General features: G+C 64.8%; 16 protein-coding genes. 4 read left to right on the top strand and 12 right to left on the bottom strand.

The features are described 5' to 3' along the window. The first annotated feature begins 381 nt into the window (after positions 1 to 381). Both AC0L2F_RS30740 and AC0L2F_RS30735 read left to right on the top strand, forming a co-directional pair. Positions 382 to 1,446, top strand: a complete 1,065-nt coding sequence (locus tag AC0L2F_RS30740; RefSeq protein WP_007595931.1) for a ketopantoate reductase family protein — start codon at positions 382 to 384, stop codon at positions 1,444 to 1,446. 282 nt (positions 1,447 to 1,728) lie between these two features. After that, positions 1,729 to 3,240: an ATP-binding protein gene (locus tag AC0L2F_RS30735; protein WP_007613978.1), complete on the top strand. Its 1,512-nt coding sequence runs from the start codon at positions 1,729 to 1,731 to the stop codon at positions 3,238 to 3,240. On the opposite strand, the gene AC0L2F_RS30730 is transcribed toward AC0L2F_RS30735, so the two are convergent. The 10 genes from AC0L2F_RS30730 to AC0L2F_RS30685 all read right to left on the bottom strand — a co-directional run bounded on the left by AC0L2F_RS30730 (position 3,237) and on the right by AC0L2F_RS30685 (position 14,549). Further along, a complete protein-coding gene (locus AC0L2F_RS30730; RefSeq protein ID WP_473250949.1) occupies positions 3,237 to 5,549 on the bottom strand; it encodes a TonB-dependent receptor in 2,313 nt (770 codons plus the stop codon). The genes AC0L2F_RS30735 and AC0L2F_RS30730 overlap by 4 nt on opposite strands. Continuing rightward, positions 5,530 to 6,561, bottom strand: coding sequence for a HoxN/HupN/NixA family nickel/cobalt transporter (locus tag AC0L2F_RS30725; RefSeq protein WP_007613981.1), 1,032 nt, complete (start codon positions 6,559 to 6,561; stop codon positions 5,530 to 5,532). Before AC0L2F_RS30725 ends, AC0L2F_RS30730 begins: the two co-directional genes overlap by 20 nt. Before the next feature lie 270 nt (positions 6,562 to 6,831). Continuing rightward, positions 6,832 to 7,572, bottom strand: coding sequence for an ABC transporter ATP-binding protein (locus AC0L2F_RS30720; RefSeq protein WP_473250948.1), 741 nt, complete (start codon positions 7,570 to 7,572; stop codon positions 6,832 to 6,834). Then, positions 7,569 to 8,402 (bottom strand): ABC transporter ATP-binding protein, encoded by an 834-nt coding sequence (locus AC0L2F_RS30715; protein WP_473250947.1) that lies wholly within the window; start codon positions 8,400 to 8,402, stop codon positions 7,569 to 7,571. The genes AC0L2F_RS30720 and AC0L2F_RS30715 overlap by 4 nt, the downstream gene beginning before the upstream one ends. Next, on the bottom strand, positions 8,402 to 10,225 hold the full coding sequence (locus AC0L2F_RS30710) for an ABC transporter permease (protein WP_473250946.1): 1,824 nt from the start codon (positions 10,223 to 10,225) through the stop codon (positions 8,402 to 8,404). Before AC0L2F_RS30710 ends, AC0L2F_RS30715 begins: the two co-directional genes overlap by 1 nt. A gap of 13 nt (positions 10,226 to 10,238) precedes the next feature. Further along, complete coding sequence (locus AC0L2F_RS30705; protein ID WP_007613991.1) at positions 10,239 to 11,396, bottom strand: ABC transporter substrate-binding protein; 1,158 nt, start codon at positions 11,394 to 11,396, stop codon at positions 10,239 to 10,241. 61 nt (positions 11,397 to 11,457) lie between these two features. After that, a complete protein-coding gene (locus tag AC0L2F_RS30700) occupies positions 11,458 to 12,042 on the bottom strand; it encodes an alkylhydroperoxidase domain protein (protein WP_473250945.1) in 585 nt (194 codons plus the stop codon). 12 nt (positions 12,043 to 12,054) lie between these two features. After that, on the bottom strand, positions 12,055 to 12,681 hold the full coding sequence (locus AC0L2F_RS30695; protein WP_473250952.1) for a CMD domain protein: 627 nt from the start codon (positions 12,679 to 12,681) through the stop codon (positions 12,055 to 12,057). A gap of 37 nt (positions 12,682 to 12,718) precedes the next feature. After that, positions 12,719 to 13,753, bottom strand: coding sequence for a putative FMN-dependent luciferase-like monooxygenase (locus AC0L2F_RS30690; protein ID WP_063995048.1), 1,035 nt, complete (start codon positions 13,751 to 13,753; stop codon positions 12,719 to 12,721). 136 nt (positions 13,754 to 13,889) lie between these two features. Continuing rightward, positions 13,890 to 14,549 (bottom strand): MetQ/NlpA family ABC transporter substrate-binding protein, encoded by a 660-nt coding sequence (locus AC0L2F_RS30685; RefSeq protein ID WP_473250951.1) that lies wholly within the window; start codon positions 14,547 to 14,549, stop codon positions 13,890 to 13,892. Between the two features lie 389 nt (positions 14,550 to 14,938). Between AC0L2F_RS30685 and AC0L2F_RS30680 the strand changes: the two genes are divergently transcribed. Further along, a complete protein-coding gene (locus AC0L2F_RS30680; protein WP_007614008.1) occupies positions 14,939 to 16,726 on the top strand; it encodes a peptide ABC transporter substrate-binding protein in 1,788 nt (595 codons plus the stop codon). A gap of 559 nt (positions 16,727 to 17,285) precedes the next feature. On the opposite strand, the gene AC0L2F_RS30675 is transcribed toward AC0L2F_RS30680, so the two are convergent. Then, the gene (locus AC0L2F_RS30675) at positions 17,286 to 17,468 is read right to left on the bottom strand and encodes a hypothetical protein (RefSeq protein ID WP_156527006.1); all 183 of its coding nucleotides are present in this window, start codon (positions 17,466 to 17,468) and stop codon (positions 17,286 to 17,288) included. Between the two features lie 123 nt (positions 17,469 to 17,591). Continuing rightward, a complete protein-coding gene (locus AC0L2F_RS30670; protein ID WP_007614011.1) occupies positions 17,592 to 17,786 on the bottom strand; it encodes a hypothetical protein in 195 nt (64 codons plus the stop codon). Between the two features lie 85 nt (positions 17,787 to 17,871). Here AC0L2F_RS30670 and AC0L2F_RS30665 point away from each other — a divergent pair, with 85 nt between their 5' ends. Beyond that, positions 17,872 to 18,387: a YciE/YciF ferroxidase family protein gene (locus AC0L2F_RS30665; RefSeq protein ID WP_063995046.1), complete on the top strand. Its 516-nt coding sequence runs from the start codon at positions 17,872 to 17,874 to the stop codon at positions 18,385 to 18,387. Positions 18,388 to 18,410: the final 23 nt, after the last annotated feature.

The following is an 18,410-nucleotide window of genomic DNA, read 5'->3' as shown; positions in this document are numbered from 1 at the left end:
GACGCTGCCGCGTCCACCGCAAGCCCGGCTCGCAATCAAGACGACAACGAGATCGCCCCTCAAGGATGAGCCGGGATAACCGACACATACGACAAAACCGAATTTCGGTAAAGCGGAATATTTTTGCGTGCGCGGATTGACAGGGGGCGACACAGAGGCGGTCGCATAGCCGGATGGAGCGCAAGCGTAATCCGGGAAGGTGCCGAATGCCGCGCGAGCCGCCCGGGATCGCGCTGCGCTCCATCGGGCCATGTCATATTCGCCCAGCCCTTGCATCCATTATACCAGTTGCCATCCTCACGCACTTTGCCTTACATGCCCGCCAAACTCGCCCGCGGATGATGGCCGGGCTCATCACACAAATCGTCAAAGGGACGAGACATGGCGCGTAACATCCTGATTCTCGGGGCTTCCTACGGTTCCCTGCTGGGCACGAAGCTGCTGATGGCGGGGCACAACGTGACCCTGGTCTGCCGCGCCAAGACCGCGGAGCTGATCAACCGCGAGGGTACCGAGGTGCGCATCAAGTTGCGTGACGAGGCGGTTCACCGCGCCATCTTCTCGCGCGACCTGCCCGGCAAGCTCGACGCCGTGACACCCGCCAATGTGGATTTGTCGCGTTACGACATGGTCGGCCTTGCGATGCAGGAGCCGCAATACACCAACCACACGGTACGCGTTCTCATGGTCAGGATCGCGGCGGCGAAGTTGCCGTGCCTGTCGATCATGAACATGCCGCCGCTGCCCTATCTGAAGCGGATCCCCTCGCTCGCAGACATGGATCTCGAAGAGGCCTACACCAATGCGCAGGTGTGGGAGCGCTTCGAGCCCGGGCTGGTGACCCTGTGCTCGCCCGACCCGCAGGCGTTCCGTCCGCCGGAAGAGGCTGCGAACGTGCTCCACGTCGGCCTGCCCACGAATTTCAAGGCATCGGTGTTCGCGGACGAGAAGCACAACAAGGTGCTGCGCGAGCTCGAAGCCGACATCGACGCGGTGACCCTCGACGGTCACGACGTGCCGGTGAAGCTGAAGGTGTTCGATTCTCTGTTCGTGCCGCTGGCGAAATGGTCGATGCTGCTGACCGGCAACTACCGCTGCATCACGCCGCACGAGCCGCAGTCGATCCGCGATGCCGTGCACGGTGATCTCGCGCGCTCGCAAACGATCTACGAGCATGTCGACGCCATCGCCCGGCGTCTCGGCGCCGATCCGCAGGACCAGGTGCCGTTCGCGAAATACGCCAAGGCCGCCGAGAGCCTGCTGAAGCCGTCATCGGCCGCACGCGCGGTGGCCGGCGGCGCGCCCTTCATCGAGCGCGTGGACCTGCTGGTCAAGCTGATCTCGCATCAGCTCGGCGCGCCCAATGCAGAGATCGACCGCACGGTCGAGACCGTGGACCTGAAGCTCAACGAGAAGATCGTGCAGGGAGGATCGGGCGCGCTGTAGCGGGCCGCGATCCCCTTTGCCGGACTTCGCACACCCATCATTGACTGGGCGCATGCCGAGCGCACCGCGCAATGGCGGTTTCGCACATCAGCGGGGGAACTCCCGCAAGCGATACCCCAGGACGACGATCCGCAAGCCCCCTATCGGCCCGCACTTCTACGGCAATCGAATCACGCCTGAACTCCGCCGTGGGCAACAACGCATGATTTTCGCCATGGTGCTCGACGCGCCGCGACCGGGTTGTTAAGCCCCAGTCCGCGAATGATGGGACTTGAGTCGGGCATGACGGTTGCGATCGAGATGGGGCAGACCACGGCGGGCGCCGCGGCGGCCATGGACCTCGAGGAACTGCTGGCGACCCGCCTCCTGGTGCAGGGCAATTCGGGCTCCGGCAAATCGCATTTGCTGCGGCGGCTGCTGGAACAGAGCGCCCCCTGGGTGCAGCAAGCGATCATCGATCCCGAAGGTGATTTCGTGTCCCTGGCGGAGCATTTCGGCCATCTCGTGATCGAGGCCGAGGATCACACCGAGCGCGGCCTTCAGGTCGCCGGCGAGCGCGCGCGGCTGCACCGGGTCTCCACCGTGCTCAATCTCGAAGGGCTCGACGCCGAGAACCAGATGCGCCGCGCCGCGGCCTTCCTTGGCGGGCTGTTCGACGTGGACCGCGACCATTGGTACCCGATGCTGGTGGTCGTCGACGAGGCGCAGCTGTTTGCGCCTGCGGTCGCGGGCGAAGTCTCGGACGAAGCGCGAAAATTGTCGCTCGGCGCGATGACAAATCTGATGTGCCGCGGCCGCAAGCGCGGGCTTGCCGGGATCATCGCGACCCAGCGGCTGGCAAAGCTCGCCAAGAACGTCGCGGCCGAAGCGTCCAACTTCCTGATGGGCCGCACCTTCCTCGACATCGACATGGCGCGCGCCGCCGACCTGCTCGGCATGGAGCGGCGGCAGGCCGAATCCTTTCGCGATCTCGAACGCGGACAATTCATGGCGCTCGGCCCCGCACTGTCGCGACGCCCCCTGCGTTTGAATATCGGTGCGACCGAAACCCAGCCGCGCAATTCCACCCCGCGGCTGATGCCGATGCCTGAAGCCGCACTCGAAAATATGCGCGCCGTGATCCTGGCCGCGCCGCCGCCCGATGCCAGCCGTCCGCAGCGCCGGCCCGCGCCAGATCTGCTCGAGCAACTCCGCGCCGCCAAGGCTGCGGCACCGGAGATCGGCCCCGAAATGATCGAGGTCCCGACCAGTGCCGAAGAGCTCGCCGAACGGCGCGAACGCGTGGATCGGACCCTTCGTGCCGTGCTCGCCGCGCCCGACGCCGGTTTCCGCGCGGTCGGCGTGTTGTACCAGGAGTTCGTGGTTCGCTGCCGCATCGAGGGGCTCGGCTCGGCGGTGCCCGATCTCACCGAATTCCGCCGCATGCTGACACGCGCACGCGCCGGGCTCGGCGCCGAGCATGCCGAGGACGACGCCTGGCAGGAGGTGTCGCTGCGCGCCTCGATCCTGCCCGACGACATGCAGGGTGTGTTCATGATGATCGCGCGCGCGGCGAAAGAAGGCTGGCCGTGTCCCGGCGACGCCGCCATCGCACGCGCCTACGGCTCGCATTCGCTGCGCCGGGCGCAGCGCCTGCTCGGCTACATGGAAGAGCAGGGCCTGATCGTCTGCCAGCTCGACGGCGCCGGCCGCAGGTTCGTGACGCTGGTGGAATTGGCCTGGGCCACCGCGCCGGGCGATCCCAATGCTGACGATCTGCCGGCGGAGCAGGTCGCGAGCGCGGCGTCGGCCTAGAACGCCCCCACCATGGTCACGCGGAACGTCAGCGGCTCGACCGGGTGCAGCACGGTGTCCATCACGCCGTTCTGGCAGACCGCGGCGGGCGCGGTGCCAGAGGTACAGAGGGCGTAGAGCGTGTCGGTTTTCAGCAGCGACCCATAGGCGTAGGTGATCTGGTTCGCCTGCGTGTTGAAGAGATTGAGCACGTCGAGCTGAAGGCGCCAGCCATTGTCGATGCGATAGCCGAGGCGTCCATTGAAGACGCTGGTCGCGGATGAGCGGAACGCATTGTCTTCCGTCAGTGGGCTCGACGCCAGATAGCGCCAGCGCAAGCCCCCGAACCAGCCGGTCTTCTCGCCGAGCGTGATGCCGGCTGATGCCACCATCGCCGGCGCATTCGGAATGTAATTGCCGGGCGCGTTGCCGGCCTGCGCCTCGGGATAACCGGCGAGCGAGGCGTAGACCTCGGCCTGATCGCTGTCAGAGCCGCGGAAGCGCGCGTGTGTCATCGCAAGATCAGCGTCGACATCGATCCACGATCTCGGGCGGTAATGGTTGGTCCATTCAAAGCCGTAGCGACGGCTGGCGCGGGTCGCCGAGGTGTCGCCTGCATCGCCGGAAAACAGGATCTCGGACTCCTGATCGAGGATGAAGAGGCTGACCGAGGTGTCGAGGCCGGGAACGGTCCTGCTGCGAACGCCGACCTCCGCGCCCCTGGTGCGCACCAGCAGGGGCGACGGCGAAAGTCTCGCGCTGGGATCACCGGGGTCTTCGGTCGTAGTGGCGCCGCGGGCGTCGTTCGAGTGCATGCCGTAGCCCGCGGCGAGGAAGAATTCGGTCTGATTGAACGGACCGAGGACCAGCCTGAATTTCGGACTGCCCAGCGCGGCGTCGGCACGGCCGGAATTGTTCGAATTGAACAGCGAGGCGACATCGGCAGCGTAGTAGTCGCCGCGCAAGCCGACAGTGGTCCGGAGCCAATCGGTCCAGCGCACGGTGTTTTCGGCGTAGACACCGACGCTGCCTTCGCCGACCTTGTCGCTGCGAACGTTGGAGACGAAGCCGCGCCGAAAATTGTTGCTCAGCGCCAGATCGATCGAATCATGGCGCGATTGCAGGCCGATGGTGGTCTGCATCGGCAGCCCCGCGAACGAGCCGTTCAGCGTGCGCGCGATGTTGGCGCCGGCCATCAGGCGGTCGTCGTGCTGACGGAATTGGTCGCCAAGCACGGGATCGCCAAGGAAGTAGGTGAAGTTGTTGAAGAGGTCGAGCTGGCTCTTCACCACATAGGCGTTGGCTTTCCACGACCCCACATCGTCGCTCTGCGCGATGCGGGCGGAGAGCGCGAAGCGATTGGTGCTGCCGCCGTCGCTTGGATCTTCCGAGCCGAACCGGTCGAGCAGGCCACGCGCGATCGCGCGCTGCGGCACCTGGTCGGTCGAATTCCATTTGTTCGCATAGGCCATGCCGGTGACCGATACGCCATCCGTCGCGGTGCCCTGGCTGTAGCGTACGAGGCCGTTGAGCTTGCGGACATTGTCCGGATTGTCCCACGGTCCATTATAGGTGCCGATCTCGCCGGCGACGAGCAGCGAGCCGTCCCCGACCTTCGCGGAGTCCATGCCGACAAGGCGGCGATAACCAAAGCTGCCGGCGGTCACCTGGGCGAGGCCCTTGGTGCGGTCGATCAGGCCGATGTGCACGCTGCCGACGGAGGCGAAATCGCCCTCGTCGGCGAAGTACGGCCCCTTGCGCACGTCCATCGCGGCAATGGTCTCCGGGATCAGCCAGTTCAGGTCCGCATAGCCCTGGCCATGCGCGTGGGTGCGCATGTTGACGGGCACGTCATCGACGGTGATCGCGAGATCTGTGCCGTGGTCGAGATTGTAGCCGCGCAGAAAATACTGGTTGGCTTTGCCCTCGCCCGAATGCTGGGTCACGATCAGCCCCGGCACGGCTTCGAGCGCCTCGCCCGGCCGTGTGAAAGGGCGCGCGTTGATGTCCTCGCCGGAGACGGTGATTTCGCTCGCCATGCCGGGCGGGCCCTTGACGCCGGAGGCGATACCGCGCGCATCCGCCGCTTGTATCGCTGTGGAATCAACAACGATGCGGCCGCCGGACTGGACCGGCTCGCTGGCGCGTCGCGCCACGGCCGGCTTCTTGCGAGGTTTCGTGTCGCCGCCGCTGACTTGGACCGGCGGCAGCTCACGCGAGGCGCCTGTGTTCTGCGCGAAGGCGTCACCGCCACCTGCGAGCAGCACCAAGGCGGAAAATGCCGTCAGCGTTCCGCAGCGTCGACCGGGCTCAGACCGCCTCGGGGGCATCGGCGCATTTCAGGACTTTTGGCGCGGCGCCGCCGCCCAGCGCAAACATGCGCCGATAGAGCACGACCGAGACGAGCCATGCGATCGCGAACAGCGCGATCACGGCGAAACCGACATTGGCGAGCGAGTCGTTGAGCGCATCGACCAGTGCCCACACGCCGCCGGACAGGCCGAGCCGGTCCGCGATCAGCCCGAGCGCCTCAATTCCGCCGATCAACAGCGCCACCGCCACGGAAGCCCCTGTGATCGTGAGGTTGTACCAGAGCTTTCGCAGCGGATCGACGAAGGCCCAGCGATAGGCGCTCACCATCAGTGCGGAGTCGGCGGTGTCGACCAACGCCATGCCCGACGCGAACAGCGCGGGGAAAACGAGAACATCGGCGAACGAAGCGCCGCGCGCGGCTTCGCCGGCGGAGATGCTGAGCAGGCCGATTTCGGTCGCGGTGTCGAAGCCGAGCCCGAACAGGAAGCCAAGCGGATACATGTGCCAGGGTTTTGTCACCAGGCGGAACATCGGGCCGAGCAGCCGGGCGAGGACGCCGCGATTGGCAAGCAGGGCATCGAGGCCCTCCGCATCGTGAATCCCCTGCTCCCGTGCCGCGCGAAACGTCCGCCACAAGCCGGCAAAGATGACGAGATTGATGGCCGCGATCACCAGCAGGAACAGCGCCGAGACCGACGTGCCGATGAAGCCGCCGATCTCCTTGAGCAGGCTGTCGCCACCAAGGCTGACGACGCCGAGCGCGAGCAGCATGGTCGCGACCACGACGATTGTGGAATGGCCTAGCGCGAAATAGAGACCGACGCTGCGCGGCGCGCCGCCTGCCTGCATCTGCTTGCGCACGACATTGTCGATGGCCGCGATGTGGTCGGCATCGACGGCGTGGCGCAGGCCGAACACCCAAGCGAGCAGCGCGGTCGCCATCACCGTCGGCCGGTCACCGAACGCCGCGAAGGCCCAGGCCCACGCCGCGATGTTGGCCGCGATCAACCCGCCGAACAGCAGCACCATTCGGGGCTCGACCGCCCGCAAAGATAATTTCGTCACGACAATCATTCTGTCCACTGCACGCCTATCGCACGAGCGGTATGATCTTTTCATAAGATGGTCATACTGACCAGTGCAATCCCGGGAAGCCGCTTTGCAGGAATGCTTGTGGTCATCCTTCGAGACGCCCGCTGCGCGGGCTCCTCAGGATGAGGTCTTGTTTCGCTGCGAGATGCCCTCATGGTGAGGAGCCCGCCAACGGCGGGCGTCTCGAACCATAAGGCCGACATCGAGTTAGGCCGCCTCGGAGCCGCCGAGATAGGCGTCGCGGATGCGGGGATCGTCCTTCAGCGCGCGGGCGGAGCCGAAGAGAACGATCTTGCCGGTCTGCAGCACATAGGCCTCGTGCGCGATCTCGAGCGCGAGGCTGGCGTTCTGCTCGACCATGAAGACCGAGACGCCCTCCTGGTTGATGGTGCGGATCAGCTCCAGCACGCGGTCGACATAGAGCGGCGACAGGCCCATGGTCGGCTCGTCCATCACGATCATCCTGGGACGGCTCATCAGCGCGCGCGCCATCGCGACCATCTGCTGCTCGCCGCCGGAGAGCGAGCCGGCGCGCTGCGACAGCCGCTGGCCGAGCTTCGGGAACAGCGTCAGCATCTTGTCGAGATCCTGCGCGATCGCCTCGCGGTCGTCGCGCACGAAGGCGCCCATCAGGATGTTCTCGCGCACGCTCATGTCCGCGAACAGACGGCGCGCCTCCGGCACCGAGGCGATGCCGCGGCGGACGATCTGCGGCGTGGTCAGCCCGATCAGCGAGGCGCCGTCGAAAGTCACGTCACCGGAACGCGGCTTCACGAGACCTAAAATGATCTTCATCGTCGTCGATTTGCCGCTGGCGTTGCCGCCGAGGAGGCAGACGATGTGGCCGCGCGGAACTGATATCGAGAGGTCGAAATGCACCTGGGCCTGACCATAGAAGGTATTGACGTCGGTGAGCGCGAGCAGCGCATCGGGAGGCGGGTTCGTCATGCCGCGCTCTCCTGCTTCGTCGTCAGGCCGTGGCCGAGATAGGCCTCGATCACCTTGGGATCGCCGCGCACCGCTTCGCCCGGGCCTTCCGCGATTTTCTTGCCCTCGTCCATGACGATGACGCGATCGGAGAGGCGCATCACCATTTCGAGCTTGTGCTCGATCAGCAAGATCGTCAGCCCTTCGGCTTTCAGCTCGGCCACGAGCCCCTGCATCTCCGTGGTTTCGGTGGGGTTCATGCCGGCGGTCGGCTCGTCGAGCAGCAGCAGGCGCGGCTTCAGCGCGAGCGCACGCGCAATCTCGACGCGGCGGCGATTGGCGTAGGACAGGCTGTAGGCCGGCTGGTCGATGCGCGGCAGCAGCCGTTCGCCGAAGCGCGCGAGAATGACCTTCACGTCCTCGCGCAGCCGCTCCTCCTCGGCCCTGACGCTGGCGGGGCGCAGCAACGCCAACCCCAATTCCAGCAGCGGGCCGATCAGCGGCACGGCCGGCTTGACGGCACGCAGCCGCGTGTGGGCACCGATCAACACGTTGTCCATGACGCTGAGATTGCCGAAGACACGGCCGAGCTGGAACGTGCGCGCGATGCCTTCGGCGGCGAGCCGTTCGGGCGAGAGACCCGTGATGTCCTGACCTTCGAAGCGAACCGTACCGGCGTCCGGCAGGTCAAGCCCGGTCACGAGATTGAACAACGTCGTCTTGCCGGCTCCGTTCGGGCCGATGATGCTGATCAGCTCGCCTTTGGCGAGATCGAGATCGATGGCGTCGACGGCGGTGAGGCCGCCGAAGCGCCGCGTCAGCCCGCGCAGGGACAGCATGGTCGTGCTCATCACATCGTCCCCAGCAGGCCCTGCGGCCTGAACCGCACCAGCAGCAGCAGCACGATGCCGTAGATCAGGATGCGGTACTCCGCCGCGATGCGGAACACTTCCGGCAGACCGACCAGCGCGACCGCCCCGAGAATCGCGCCGACGACATTGCCGAGCCCGCCGAGGATCACGACGGTCAGCGCCAGGATGGATTGCTGCGTGTTGAAGGTCTCGTGGTTGATGTAGGAATAGAGATGCGCGGCGATGCCGCCGCTGACGCCGGCGGCAAAGCCGCCGAAGATGAACGCCAGCGATTTGTAGCGGTTCAGGCTGAGGCCATAGGCTCGCGCGGCGATGTCGTCGTCGCGGATGGCGCGAAAGCTGCGGCCGAGATGCGAGCCGAGCAGGCGTCCCTGCAGCAGCGCCAGCACGACCATCACGATGAAGCTGAACCAGTAGATCGAAACCGGGCTGACCAGCTCATAGCCAGCCAGCGACAGCGGCGGGATGCCGGAGATGCCGATCGGCCCGCGCGTGACGCTCTCCCAGTTCAGGATCACCAGCGAGACGATCTCGCCGATCGCGAGCGTCGCGATCGAGACATAGTGCCCGCGCAGCCGGAACGACGGCGAGATCAACGCCGTGCCCAACGCAGCACTCATCAAGCCGCCAGCGATGATGGCAAGGCCGACCGGGACGGCGAACGTGAGCGACAGCAGCGCGGAGGTGTAGGCGCCGATCGCGAGCAGCGCGGCGTGTCCCAGCGAGACCTGACCAATCGTGCCTGCAACCAGGGTGAGGCTCAGCGCGAGCATGCCGAGCAGCCAGGCATTGATCAGGGTCTGGAGCACGTAGAAGGACACCGGGAGCAGTGGCAGGATCGCGAACACAGCGGCAGCGATCAGCAGAGCCCAGCGCGGAATCCGCACCGGGCGGCTCGGCGCGATGAAAGTGCCGGTGAGCGGTTCGGGCGGCGCCTGCCGTGCGCTGGCGAACAGGCCGTTTGGCCGCAGCACGAGCACCACGACCAGCAGCAGGAAGGCGAACAGATTGCGGTAGCTGGTGCCGAACACGGCGACACCGTAGCTCTCGACCAGTCCGAGCAGCAGGCTGCCGATCACCGCACCCGGCACGTTGCCGGCACCACCGACGACTTCGGCGACGACACCCTTGAGCGTCGCCTGCAGGCTCATCGCGGTGTCGATCTGGTTGTAGTACATGCCAACCAGAAGGCCGGAGACGCCGCCGAGCGCAGCCGCAATGCCAAACACAGCCTGATTGACGCGGTTGACGTCGACGCCCATCTGCATCGCGGCGTCGCGATCCTGGGCCGTGGCGCGGATGGCCCAGCCAAGCTTGCTGTAGCGCAGGAACACGAACAGCAGCAGCGCGCTGGTGATGCCGACGCCAGCGATGAGCAGATCGAGCGGGCCGATCGTGCCGCCGCCGATCTGGAAGCGGACATCCGGCAACTGGCTCGGCAATGCGCGAGGATTGGGCGAGAAAGTCAGCATCACGAGCTGATCGAGCACGAAGCTGATGCCGATGGTTGCCAGCAGCGGTGCGATGCGCACCGAGTTCTGCAGCGGACGCAGGCCGAACCGTTCGATGATCAGGCCGACCAGCGCCGCCGCCACCGCGACCACGATGATGGTGAGCGGGAGCGGCGTATGCAGCTGCACCACCGCGACCCAGCCGATATAGGCGCCGACGAGGTAGATCGAGCCTTGCGCAAAGTTGATCAGCCGGCTGACGCCGAAGATCAGCGCGAGCCCGACCGCAACGAGCGCGTAGACGTTACCGACGATCAGCCCGTTGATCGTGTAGTCGAGCCAGGAAGACACGCAGGAGATCCCCTCAGGTCGGCTTGCCGTCCCAGAGCGCGAACTGGCCCTTGCGCACGACGAGCTCGGCGTTCATGGCGCCCTTGACGCGCCGGCTTTCGACGTCGAACGTCGCTTTGCCGAAGATCACGCTCGAGACGTCCTTCACTTTCGTAAAGGCGTCGCGAATCGCGCGCCGGTCGGTGCCGCCGATCTTGACGACGGCAGCCGCCATGTTCATCGCGTCATAGGCGTAAGCGTTGAACGCGTCGGGCTCCACCCCGTTGTATTTCTTCTTGAAGCCCGCGATGAATTTCTGCACCTCGGGGCGCGGGTCTTCCGGGAAGTAGCGCGTGCCGACATGGACATCCTCGACGGCCTCGCCGCCGAGCTCCAGAAATTTCGGCGAGTAGACCGAGCTCGCGGCGCAGATCACCTGCTTCAGCCCGACCTGGCGCGCCTGGCGCGCGATCAGCGCACCGTCGGAATAATAGGAGATCAGGATCAGCCCGTCCGGATTGGCATCGCGGACCCGCACCAGCGTGGAGCGGAAGTCGCGCTCCTCCGCGATGTAGCCTTCGGTGACGGCGATTTCGGCGCCGTTCTCCTTCGCGGCCCTGACGAAATAGTCGCGGCTGGTGCGACCCCAATCGGTGTTGAGGTGCAGCACGGCGAGCTTCTTCAGACCGAGACGTTTGACGGCATAGGCCGCCAGCAGCGGCTGCTCGTCGGCCTGGCTGACCGAGGTGCTCCACATGAAGTCACCACCCTTGGTGAAATCGGGATGCGAATTGGTGAATCCGAATTGCACCAGCCCGCCGCGCTGATAGATCGGCGAGGCCGCCATCGAGGCGGGGCTGGAGAAGTCGCCAAGCTCCATGACGATCCTGGGATCGGAGACGAACTTCTGAGCGATCGCCACCGACTGGCGCGGGTCGCTCTGGCTGTCCTCGAAACTATAGGCGAGCTTGCGGCCGTTGATGCCGCCCGCAGCCTGGATCTCGTCGAGCGCGAGATCGAAGCCCTGCTTCCATTGCGTGCCATATTGCGCGTTCGGCCCTGTGAGGGGGCCGCTGACGCCCAGCAAAATCGGCTCGGACGATTGCGCAACCGCGGCGCGCGAGAAAGCTGCTCCCGCCATCATGGCGGCCAGCGAGCCCTTGACCAGGGTACGACGATCGATGTTGCTCATGGATGGCTCCATCCTGTCAGGTGTTGAAACAACCAGCAATTTCCATGCCGATGAGATTGGCCTATTTCGAGGGCTCGCCGAGCGACAGCATCAGCCGGTTCGCCCAGTTGAAGAAAGACGCGCCGTTGATGACGTCGACGATCTCCGCATCGTCGAGACCGGCGCGGCGCAGCTCATCGATATTGTCGGGGCCGAACGCGATCGGCGTCGCAGCCAGCGCCACCGACGCCTTGACGACCGCATTCCAGCGCTCGCCGAGATCAGCGCCGACGCCGTCGTCGAGCAGCCGCTGCACATCGTCGCGGCGCTTGGAATAGGTGCTGGCGAAACGCGCATGCACGGAGGCGCAGTAGATGCAGCCGTTGTAGCGCGAGGTCGCAGCCGCCGCGAGCTCGCGCTCGGCGCGCGGCAGGCCGTCGGCAACGTTGTAGAAGATGTCCTTGTCGGTCTTGGTGCGGGCCTCCAGCACCTCGGGATCGCGCACCAGCAGGCGGAAATACTCGGACTTGGAACGGGACCGATCGACGAGGCCGGCGAAATGCCGCTCGGTCAGCTCGGCTTCGGGCAGCGGATCGATCCACGACACCCAGCCCAGTTCATCCTGGGTGAAGACGGCGGGCGGATTGACATTGTTTACAGCGCTCATGATGCAGCCTCCTTACGCGCCGGCCGCGGCGTTCGCGGTGCGCCCGAGCGAGGCACCGAGCACGCGCAGTCCGGTGACGACGCGCACCTGGAACGACAGGAACGCAACGAGCTGAGAGAACGTGACGATGCCGGTGTTCGACCAGCCGGCGGCGAGCAGAGCCTTCATGTCGGCTGCAGCCGCATCGCGCGGGCGGAACACCAGCAGATGCGCATGTTCGAAAGCCGCAGCGAGCCGGTCCCCGAGATCGGGCTTGCGCTCCGCGCTGACGCGATAGATCAGGCCGGCCTTGTTTTCGACCGACAGGGGGCCAGCTGGAAACGCGCCGTAGGGGCCCGAGGTCTCGCCCCGCGCGATTTCGACATCGACCGCTTCGATCAGGCGCGCGCCATCGGCGGTCGCAGCTAACTTCGCCCGGTAGAAACCGGCCGTTGTGGGCTCGCGGTGAAGACCGATCACGAAGAGCGCGACCGCGGCGCGCTCCACCAGCGAGACATCGCCGGCGTCGATCGGCTCGAACAGCGAGAGATAGCTCTTCTGCGCGTTGTCGCGCGCCTGCAGGCGGCGCCCGCGAATGGTATCGAGCGCCGAACCCGGTTCGATCCCGGCGAGCGTATCGATGATATCCTTGGTACCCATCATTGAGCCTCGTGCAACGCGATTCCGTTCATTCCGACTAACCCGCCAGTGCCACGTCGGGTGCGGTCCGCGCCCAGCCCAGCGCCGGCGCGACCTTCTCCGCGACCAGCTCGATCGAGCGCAGGATATGGGGATGCGGGGCATCGACCGAATGCGCCTGGAAGACGAGATCGGTCACCCGCTCCAGCGTGGCGTCGGCGCGGAGCGAAGCGATGACGTCGTCGGCCGCTCCGACATGGGTGTCGAACGCCGCGATCATCTCCTCGAGCGTCTCGCCCGGCTTGGCGTGGCCGCCCTTGAGAAATTGCGGCAGCGCGCGCCGCAGCCCGATATCGGCAAGGTGCATCGCCTCAGTGCGGTCGTCGGCGACGAAGACGGTGCGCGAAGCCATGATGCGGGGCTCCCGTCCCGGCGGCAGCGCTTCGAGATAGGCATCGATCACCGGATTCTGAATCTCGGCCAGCGTTGCCTTCGGCGCCTCCTTGGTCCGAGGCTGGGTGCGCGACAGCAACAGGCCATCGCCCGCCTTGCCGGCACGCGCGCCGCCCGCCACAGAGAACGTCGCCTGCCAGATCCGGTTGTCCAATTGCGGCCGCTGCGGATAGAGCGTGTCGCCACCGTCGAGCGGCTTGCCCAGCAGCGCGGTGCGGACGATTTCCAGATTGCGCGCAAAGATCTCGTTGCGCTGGGCGCTGTCGAGGCCGAAGGCGGCAAAGGCCGAGGGATTGCCGCCGGTGCCGACGCCGAGCTCGAAGCGACCGTTGCAGAGCAGATCGAGCACCGCGGCGTCCTCCGCCACCCGCACCGCATTCTCGAGCGGCAAGGTGACGATGCCGGTGCCGAGCCGGATGCGCGAGGTTTGGGCTGCGACGTAACCGAGGAAGGTGAAGGGCGACGGCAGGCCGCCCTCGCGCTCGTGGAAATGGTGCTGCGCAATCCACGCGGAATCGAGGCCCGCCTTCTCTGCGCGCACGATCTGCTCAGCCGCGAAGCGATACCGGTCGGCGGGCGGGGCCTCGTCGAGCAGCCGCGTGAAAAAACCCAGGCGTTTCAGGTTTGCTAAGCGTTTCATACGACCCCTGTCGGACGAGGATGGATCCCGATGATGTCGGTTGCCGCAGTTCCAGACAAGCGGGCATTGCGCAGGGCTCATACGCAAGCCTGCCCGCCGGGATCGTCCCGAGCTGAACTTTGGTTGGGCAGATTGCCTACCAGCTCGGCAGCACCGCGCCCTTGAACTTGGTCAGGACGAACTCCTTGACCTCCGCCGTGTGGTAGCTGTCCACCGGGATCTTGACCCAGGGCCTGTCCTTGTCGGCGGCGCGAACGGCGATGAGATTGACATAGGGCCCCTTCGGGTCCTCGCGCAGGATCCGGTCCTTGACAGGATCGAAACCCGCCTGGGTTGCGTAATTGGTGTTGATCGCGGCAGCGTCGACGTCGTCGAGCGCGCGCGGCGCCTGGGCCGCGTCGACCTCGATGAACTTCAGCTTCTTGGGATTCTCGGTGATATCGAGCACCGTCGGCTTGAAGCCCGTGCCGTCCTTCAGCTTGATCGCACCCTTGTCGCGCAGCAGCAGCAACACGCGGTCCGCCTTCTGGTTGTCCAGATAGGGCTGATTCTGGAACGAATTGGCCTGGATCTCGCCGGCATCCAGCGCGGCGTTCGGCACGACGTAGTCGGAGAATTCGATGAGCTGGATGTCGAGACCCTGCTTGGTGGCGATCGGCTTCACGGCCTCGAAGATCTGGGCGTGCTGCCCCGGCGTCACGCCGATTTTGATGGTCTCGCCTGAAGCGGCGGCCGACCAGGCGGCGAGCACGGTCGCAAGGATCAGGGGGAGGCGAAACGACATCTTGGTCTCCATGACTCGGCGGAAATGATTGGCACCGTATTCGCTTCTCCGCGGCGCGAAATCAATGAAATGGAAATCCAAATTGGTCTCCTGGCGCGGACGACGCTTCTCCGTTCGTCCGCATGTGGGGAACGAAGGCACCTGCGCAAGCGTGAGGCGCATCACGGCAAAACAGCACGGATCGTTGTCCTAGCCCGATGGAGCGAAGCGCAATCCGGGGCGCCGCCTGCGCGGCAGGACCTATCCTGGTTTGCGCTCGGCTCCATCCCGGCTTCAAACCTCCGCACATTCGTCATTTCGCCGCAGGGTTTTCTGACCCTGTCGGCATTGCCGCCTCGCCCTCGATGAAACATGATGGGCCATGGCCGGTAACGACTTGTCTGTAAAGTGGGGATCATCCGATGAACGAGAACGAAATCCGCAAGTCCATCGCGCAGGTGAAGCAGGGCACGCTGTCGCGACGCTCATTCATGCAGACGATGGCTGCGATCGGGATCGCAGCACCGGTCGCGAGCCAGATCCTGGTCTGGAACGACGTGGCGATGGCGGATGCCACCCTGCCCTACAAGCCGACCAAGGCCGGCGGCGGCGGCCCGCTGAAGATCCTGCTCTGGCAGGCTCCGACGCTGCTCAATCCGCATTTCGCGCTCGGCACCAAGGACCAGATCGCCTCGCGCGTCTTCTTCGAGCCGCTCGCCGGCTGGGACAAGGACGGCAACCTCGTCCCCTGCCTTGCGGCCGAGGCTCCGTCCAAGCAGAACGGCGGCCTTTCGCCGGACGGCCTGAGCGTGACCTGGAAACTGAAGCAGGGCGTGAGATGGCACGACGGCAAGCCCTTCACCGCCGACGACGTCATTTTCACCTGGCAATACGCCTCGGATCTCGCCACGGCGGCGTACACCACCGGTTCATACAAGGACATCAAGGTCGAGAAGATCGACGACTACACCGTCAAGGTACTTTTCAAGGCCCCGACCCCATTCTGGGCCGACCCCTTCGTCGGTTCGGTCGGTCCGATCCTGCCCAAACATCATTTCGGCGACTATGTCGGCGCGAAGTCGCGCGAGGCGCCCGGCAATCTGAAGCCGGTCGGCACCGGTCCCTACAAATTCGTCGAGTTCAAGCCCGGGGACCTGATCCGAGCCGAACGCAATCCCGACTATCACGTCAAGAACCAGCCGCATTTCGACACGCTCGAAATCAAGGGCGGCGGCGATGCGGTGTCCGCGGCGCGCGCCGTGCTGCAGACCGGCGAATATGACTTTGCATGGAACATGCAGGTGGAGGAGGAGGTCCTCAAGCGCATGGAGGCCAGCGGCAAGGGCAAGCTCGACGTCACGCCGTCAGGCAACGTCGAGTTCATCATCCTCAACACGACGGACCCGTGGACCGAGGTGGACGGCGAGCGCTCCAGCCCCAAGACCAAGCACCCGACGCTGTCTGATCCCGCCGTTCGTCGCGCGATCAACCTGCTGATCGACCGCGAGTCGATCCAGAAGTTCATCTACGGGCGCGGCGGCGCCGCCACCGCGAGCTTCGTCAACGCACCCAAACAGTTCAAGTCGCCGAAGCTGAAATACGAGTTCGACGTCGACAAGGCCAACAAGGTCCTTGACGAAGCCGGCTGGGCCAAGGGCGCGGACGGCATCCGCGAGAAGGACGGCAAGAAGCTCAAATTCGTCTTCCAGACCTCGACCAATGCGCCGCGTCAGAAGACGCAGGCCATCATCAAGCAGGCCTGCCAGAAGGCCGGCATCGAGATCGAGATCAAGGCGGTCACGGCATCGGTATTCTTCTCGTCCGACGTCGGCAATCCCGACACCTACTCGAAGTTCTATGCGGACATGGAGATGTACAACACCACGCAGCCGCAGCCCGACCCGGAGCGCTTCCTGAACCAGTGCGTCTCCTGGGAGATCTCCAACAAGGACAACAAATGGCTCGGCCGCAACGTCTCGCGCTGGTCCGATCCCGAGGCCGACAAGGCCTACAAGGCTGCGCAGAACGAGCTCGATCCGGCCAAGCGCGCCGCGCTGCTGATCAAGGTGGACGAGACTTTTTGCGAGGCCAACGTGTTCCTGCCGCTTCTATCCCGCAACATCGTCAACGCGGGGGTCAACAACCTCATGGTCGACATGTCGGGATGGGACGTCACGACCTGGAATCTGGCGAGTTGGTACCGCAGCTGACGCCTTCCATCTCAGTGCTTGCCAGTTCAATCCTTGCCAATTCAATCCCCGCCGGCGAATTGACGGTCGAGGTTTGACGCCGTGTCGGCGCTTCTCAGCCGTTTCATGAGCTCATCCCTCTCCTTGCCGTCGGGCAACGACTCGGCCTTTTTGCGGATGGTCCTGGTGAACTCCGCAAGCCGCTCTTGAAGCGTGGTGGTTTGCTGAACGCGACGCCGCCTGAGCACGATCGGGTCTCCATGTCACGGCACCATGCGGTGCCTTTCCGGATTGCCAATGATAAGAGCGGGCGCAGCCATATCTATATCAAATGATATAGTTCAAGCCATTTGGTACCGACGCTTTGTTCACATGTGAACAGTCGGAGCCTTCAGCTGACGGTTCGGGAACGAAAAGGGCGACTGTTACATTGACGCGGCGAGACAGCACGGACGCGCCATGGGCAAGATATTGATCAGCACCGCCGTCGTAAGCCTGGCGCTCATCATTGCCTTCGCGGTCTATGTCATCACTCTGTGAATTGCCGACAGCACAAGCCAATGATGGGGCGGCTCGGGAATCACCCGCGCGCGCAGCAATCGACCAACAGGTCCCATATCCGCTGCGCCTCGCCCGATGCGCGGGTTTCCGGACCCTTCTCCGGGTTGGACTGCGAATAGCCCGCCACCGGGTGCGCTTCACGCGGCACGATCCACCTCTGGGAGATCGGGTCGTACCATTTTCCGATCATCATTTCAGTCACGCCGATCGACTCACCGATTTGATCCTGGGCGGAGCTACGGCTCGCGGGCTTCGTCGAATCCCATTCACCGCGCCTCCCCCATTTTAAAAATCGGCTTCTTGCCCGATCGTTCCCCCCGCGGCGTCAGCCCGGCCGCGCCGGATGCAGCGTACGGGGATGCCGCTCGTGCAGCAGCCGCGCGAGTTCTTCCCGCTCCGCAGGACGCCCCTTCATGGCGGTCTCGAACAGCGCTTCCTGGATGTCGCGCGGCATGTCACCCCACACGTCCATCGCCGCCCGTCCGAGCAGGCCCGCAAGATGATCCGCACCATCACTCATTCGGCTCTCCTGATCTAATCACGGGAATGGAACAGCTAGGGCTGTGCGGCGTTCCAGTTCCATCATTGTTAAAGGAGTGTCGTTTATGGGTTTCTTCACCAAGGACATCAAATCGATGGAAGACCTGCTGCTGCACGGGCTGCAGGACATCTATTACGCGGAACAGCAGATCCTCAAGGCGCTGCCGAAGATGATCGACAAGGCGACAAACAAAGACCTCGTCGCCGGACTGAAAGCCCATCTGGAAGAGACCAACAAGCAGATCGACAGGCTCGGCAAGGCATTCGCGAAACTCGGCAAGGAGCCCAGTGGCACACACTGTCCCGCCATCGACGGCATCATCAAGGAGGCCGATGAGACCGCGGGCGAAATCGAGGACAAGGCCGTGCTCGACGCCGCGATCGTGGCCAACGCACAGGCCGTCGAGCATTATGAAATGTGCCGCTACGGCACGCTGATCGCCTGGGCGGAGGAACTCGGGCACGACGACATCGTGCGCTTCCTCACGACGAACCTGAACGAAGAGAAGGCCGCCAACACCAAGCTGAACACGGTGGCGCTTCGCAAGGGCGTCAATGCCAAGGCGTCCAGCGCTGCTTGATCGAGACCTGCTGGTCACGGCGT

The sequence above is a fragment of the Bradyrhizobium sp. Ken64 genome (assembly GCF_055807555.1).
This window is presented reverse-complemented; position numbering and strand designations above follow the sequence as displayed.

Excerpts from the sequence above, each read along its gene's own strand:
- AC0L2F_RS30725 (WP_007613981.1), bottom strand. The coding sequence starts at position 6,561 with ATGGTGCTGCTGTTCGGCGGGTTGATCGCGGCCAACATCGCGGCGTGG.
- AC0L2F_RS30715 (WP_473250947.1), bottom strand. The coding sequence starts at position 8,402 with ATGAGCACGACCATGCTGTCCCTGCGCGGGCTGACGCGGCGCTTCGGC.
- AC0L2F_RS30680 (WP_007614008.1), top strand. The coding sequence starts at position 14,939 with ATGAACGAGAACGAAATCCGCAAGTCCATCGCGCAGGTGAAGCAGGGC.
- AC0L2F_RS30665 (WP_063995046.1), top strand. The coding sequence starts at position 17,872 with ATGGGTTTCTTCACCAAGGACATCAAATCGATGGAAGACCTGCTGCTG.
- AC0L2F_RS30690 (WP_063995048.1), bottom strand. The coding sequence starts at position 13,753 with ATGAAACGCTTAGCAAACCTGAAACGCCTGGGTTTTTTCACGCGGCTG.
- AC0L2F_RS30695 (WP_473250952.1), bottom strand. The coding sequence starts at position 12,681 with ATGGGTACCAAGGATATCATCGATACGCTCGCCGGGATCGAACCGGGT.
- AC0L2F_RS30720 (WP_473250948.1), bottom strand. The coding sequence starts at position 7,572 with ATGACGAACCCGCCTCCCGATGCGCTGCTCGCGCTCACCGACGTCAAT.
- AC0L2F_RS30670 (WP_007614011.1), bottom strand. The coding sequence starts at position 17,786 with ATGAGTGATGGTGCGGATCATCTTGCGGGCCTGCTCGGACGGGCGGCG.
- AC0L2F_RS30740 (WP_007595931.1), top strand. The coding sequence starts at position 382 with ATGGCGCGTAACATCCTGATTCTCGGGGCTTCCTACGGTTCCCTGCTG.
- AC0L2F_RS30700 (WP_473250945.1), bottom strand. The coding sequence starts at position 12,042 with ATGAGCGCTGTAAACAATGTCAATCCGCCCGCCGTCTTCACCCAGGAT.
- AC0L2F_RS30705 (WP_007613991.1), bottom strand. The coding sequence starts at position 11,396 with ATGAGCAACATCGATCGTCGTACCCTGGTCAAGGGCTCGCTGGCCGCC.
- AC0L2F_RS30685 (WP_473250951.1), bottom strand. The coding sequence starts at position 14,549 with ATGGAGACCAAGATGTCGTTTCGCCTCCCCCTGATCCTTGCGACCGTG.
- AC0L2F_RS30730 (WP_473250949.1), bottom strand. The coding sequence starts at position 5,549 with ATGCCCCCGAGGCGGTCTGAGCCCGGTCGACGCTGCGGAACGCTGACG.
- AC0L2F_RS30735 (WP_007613978.1), top strand. The coding sequence starts at position 1,729 with ATGACGGTTGCGATCGAGATGGGGCAGACCACGGCGGGCGCCGCGGCG.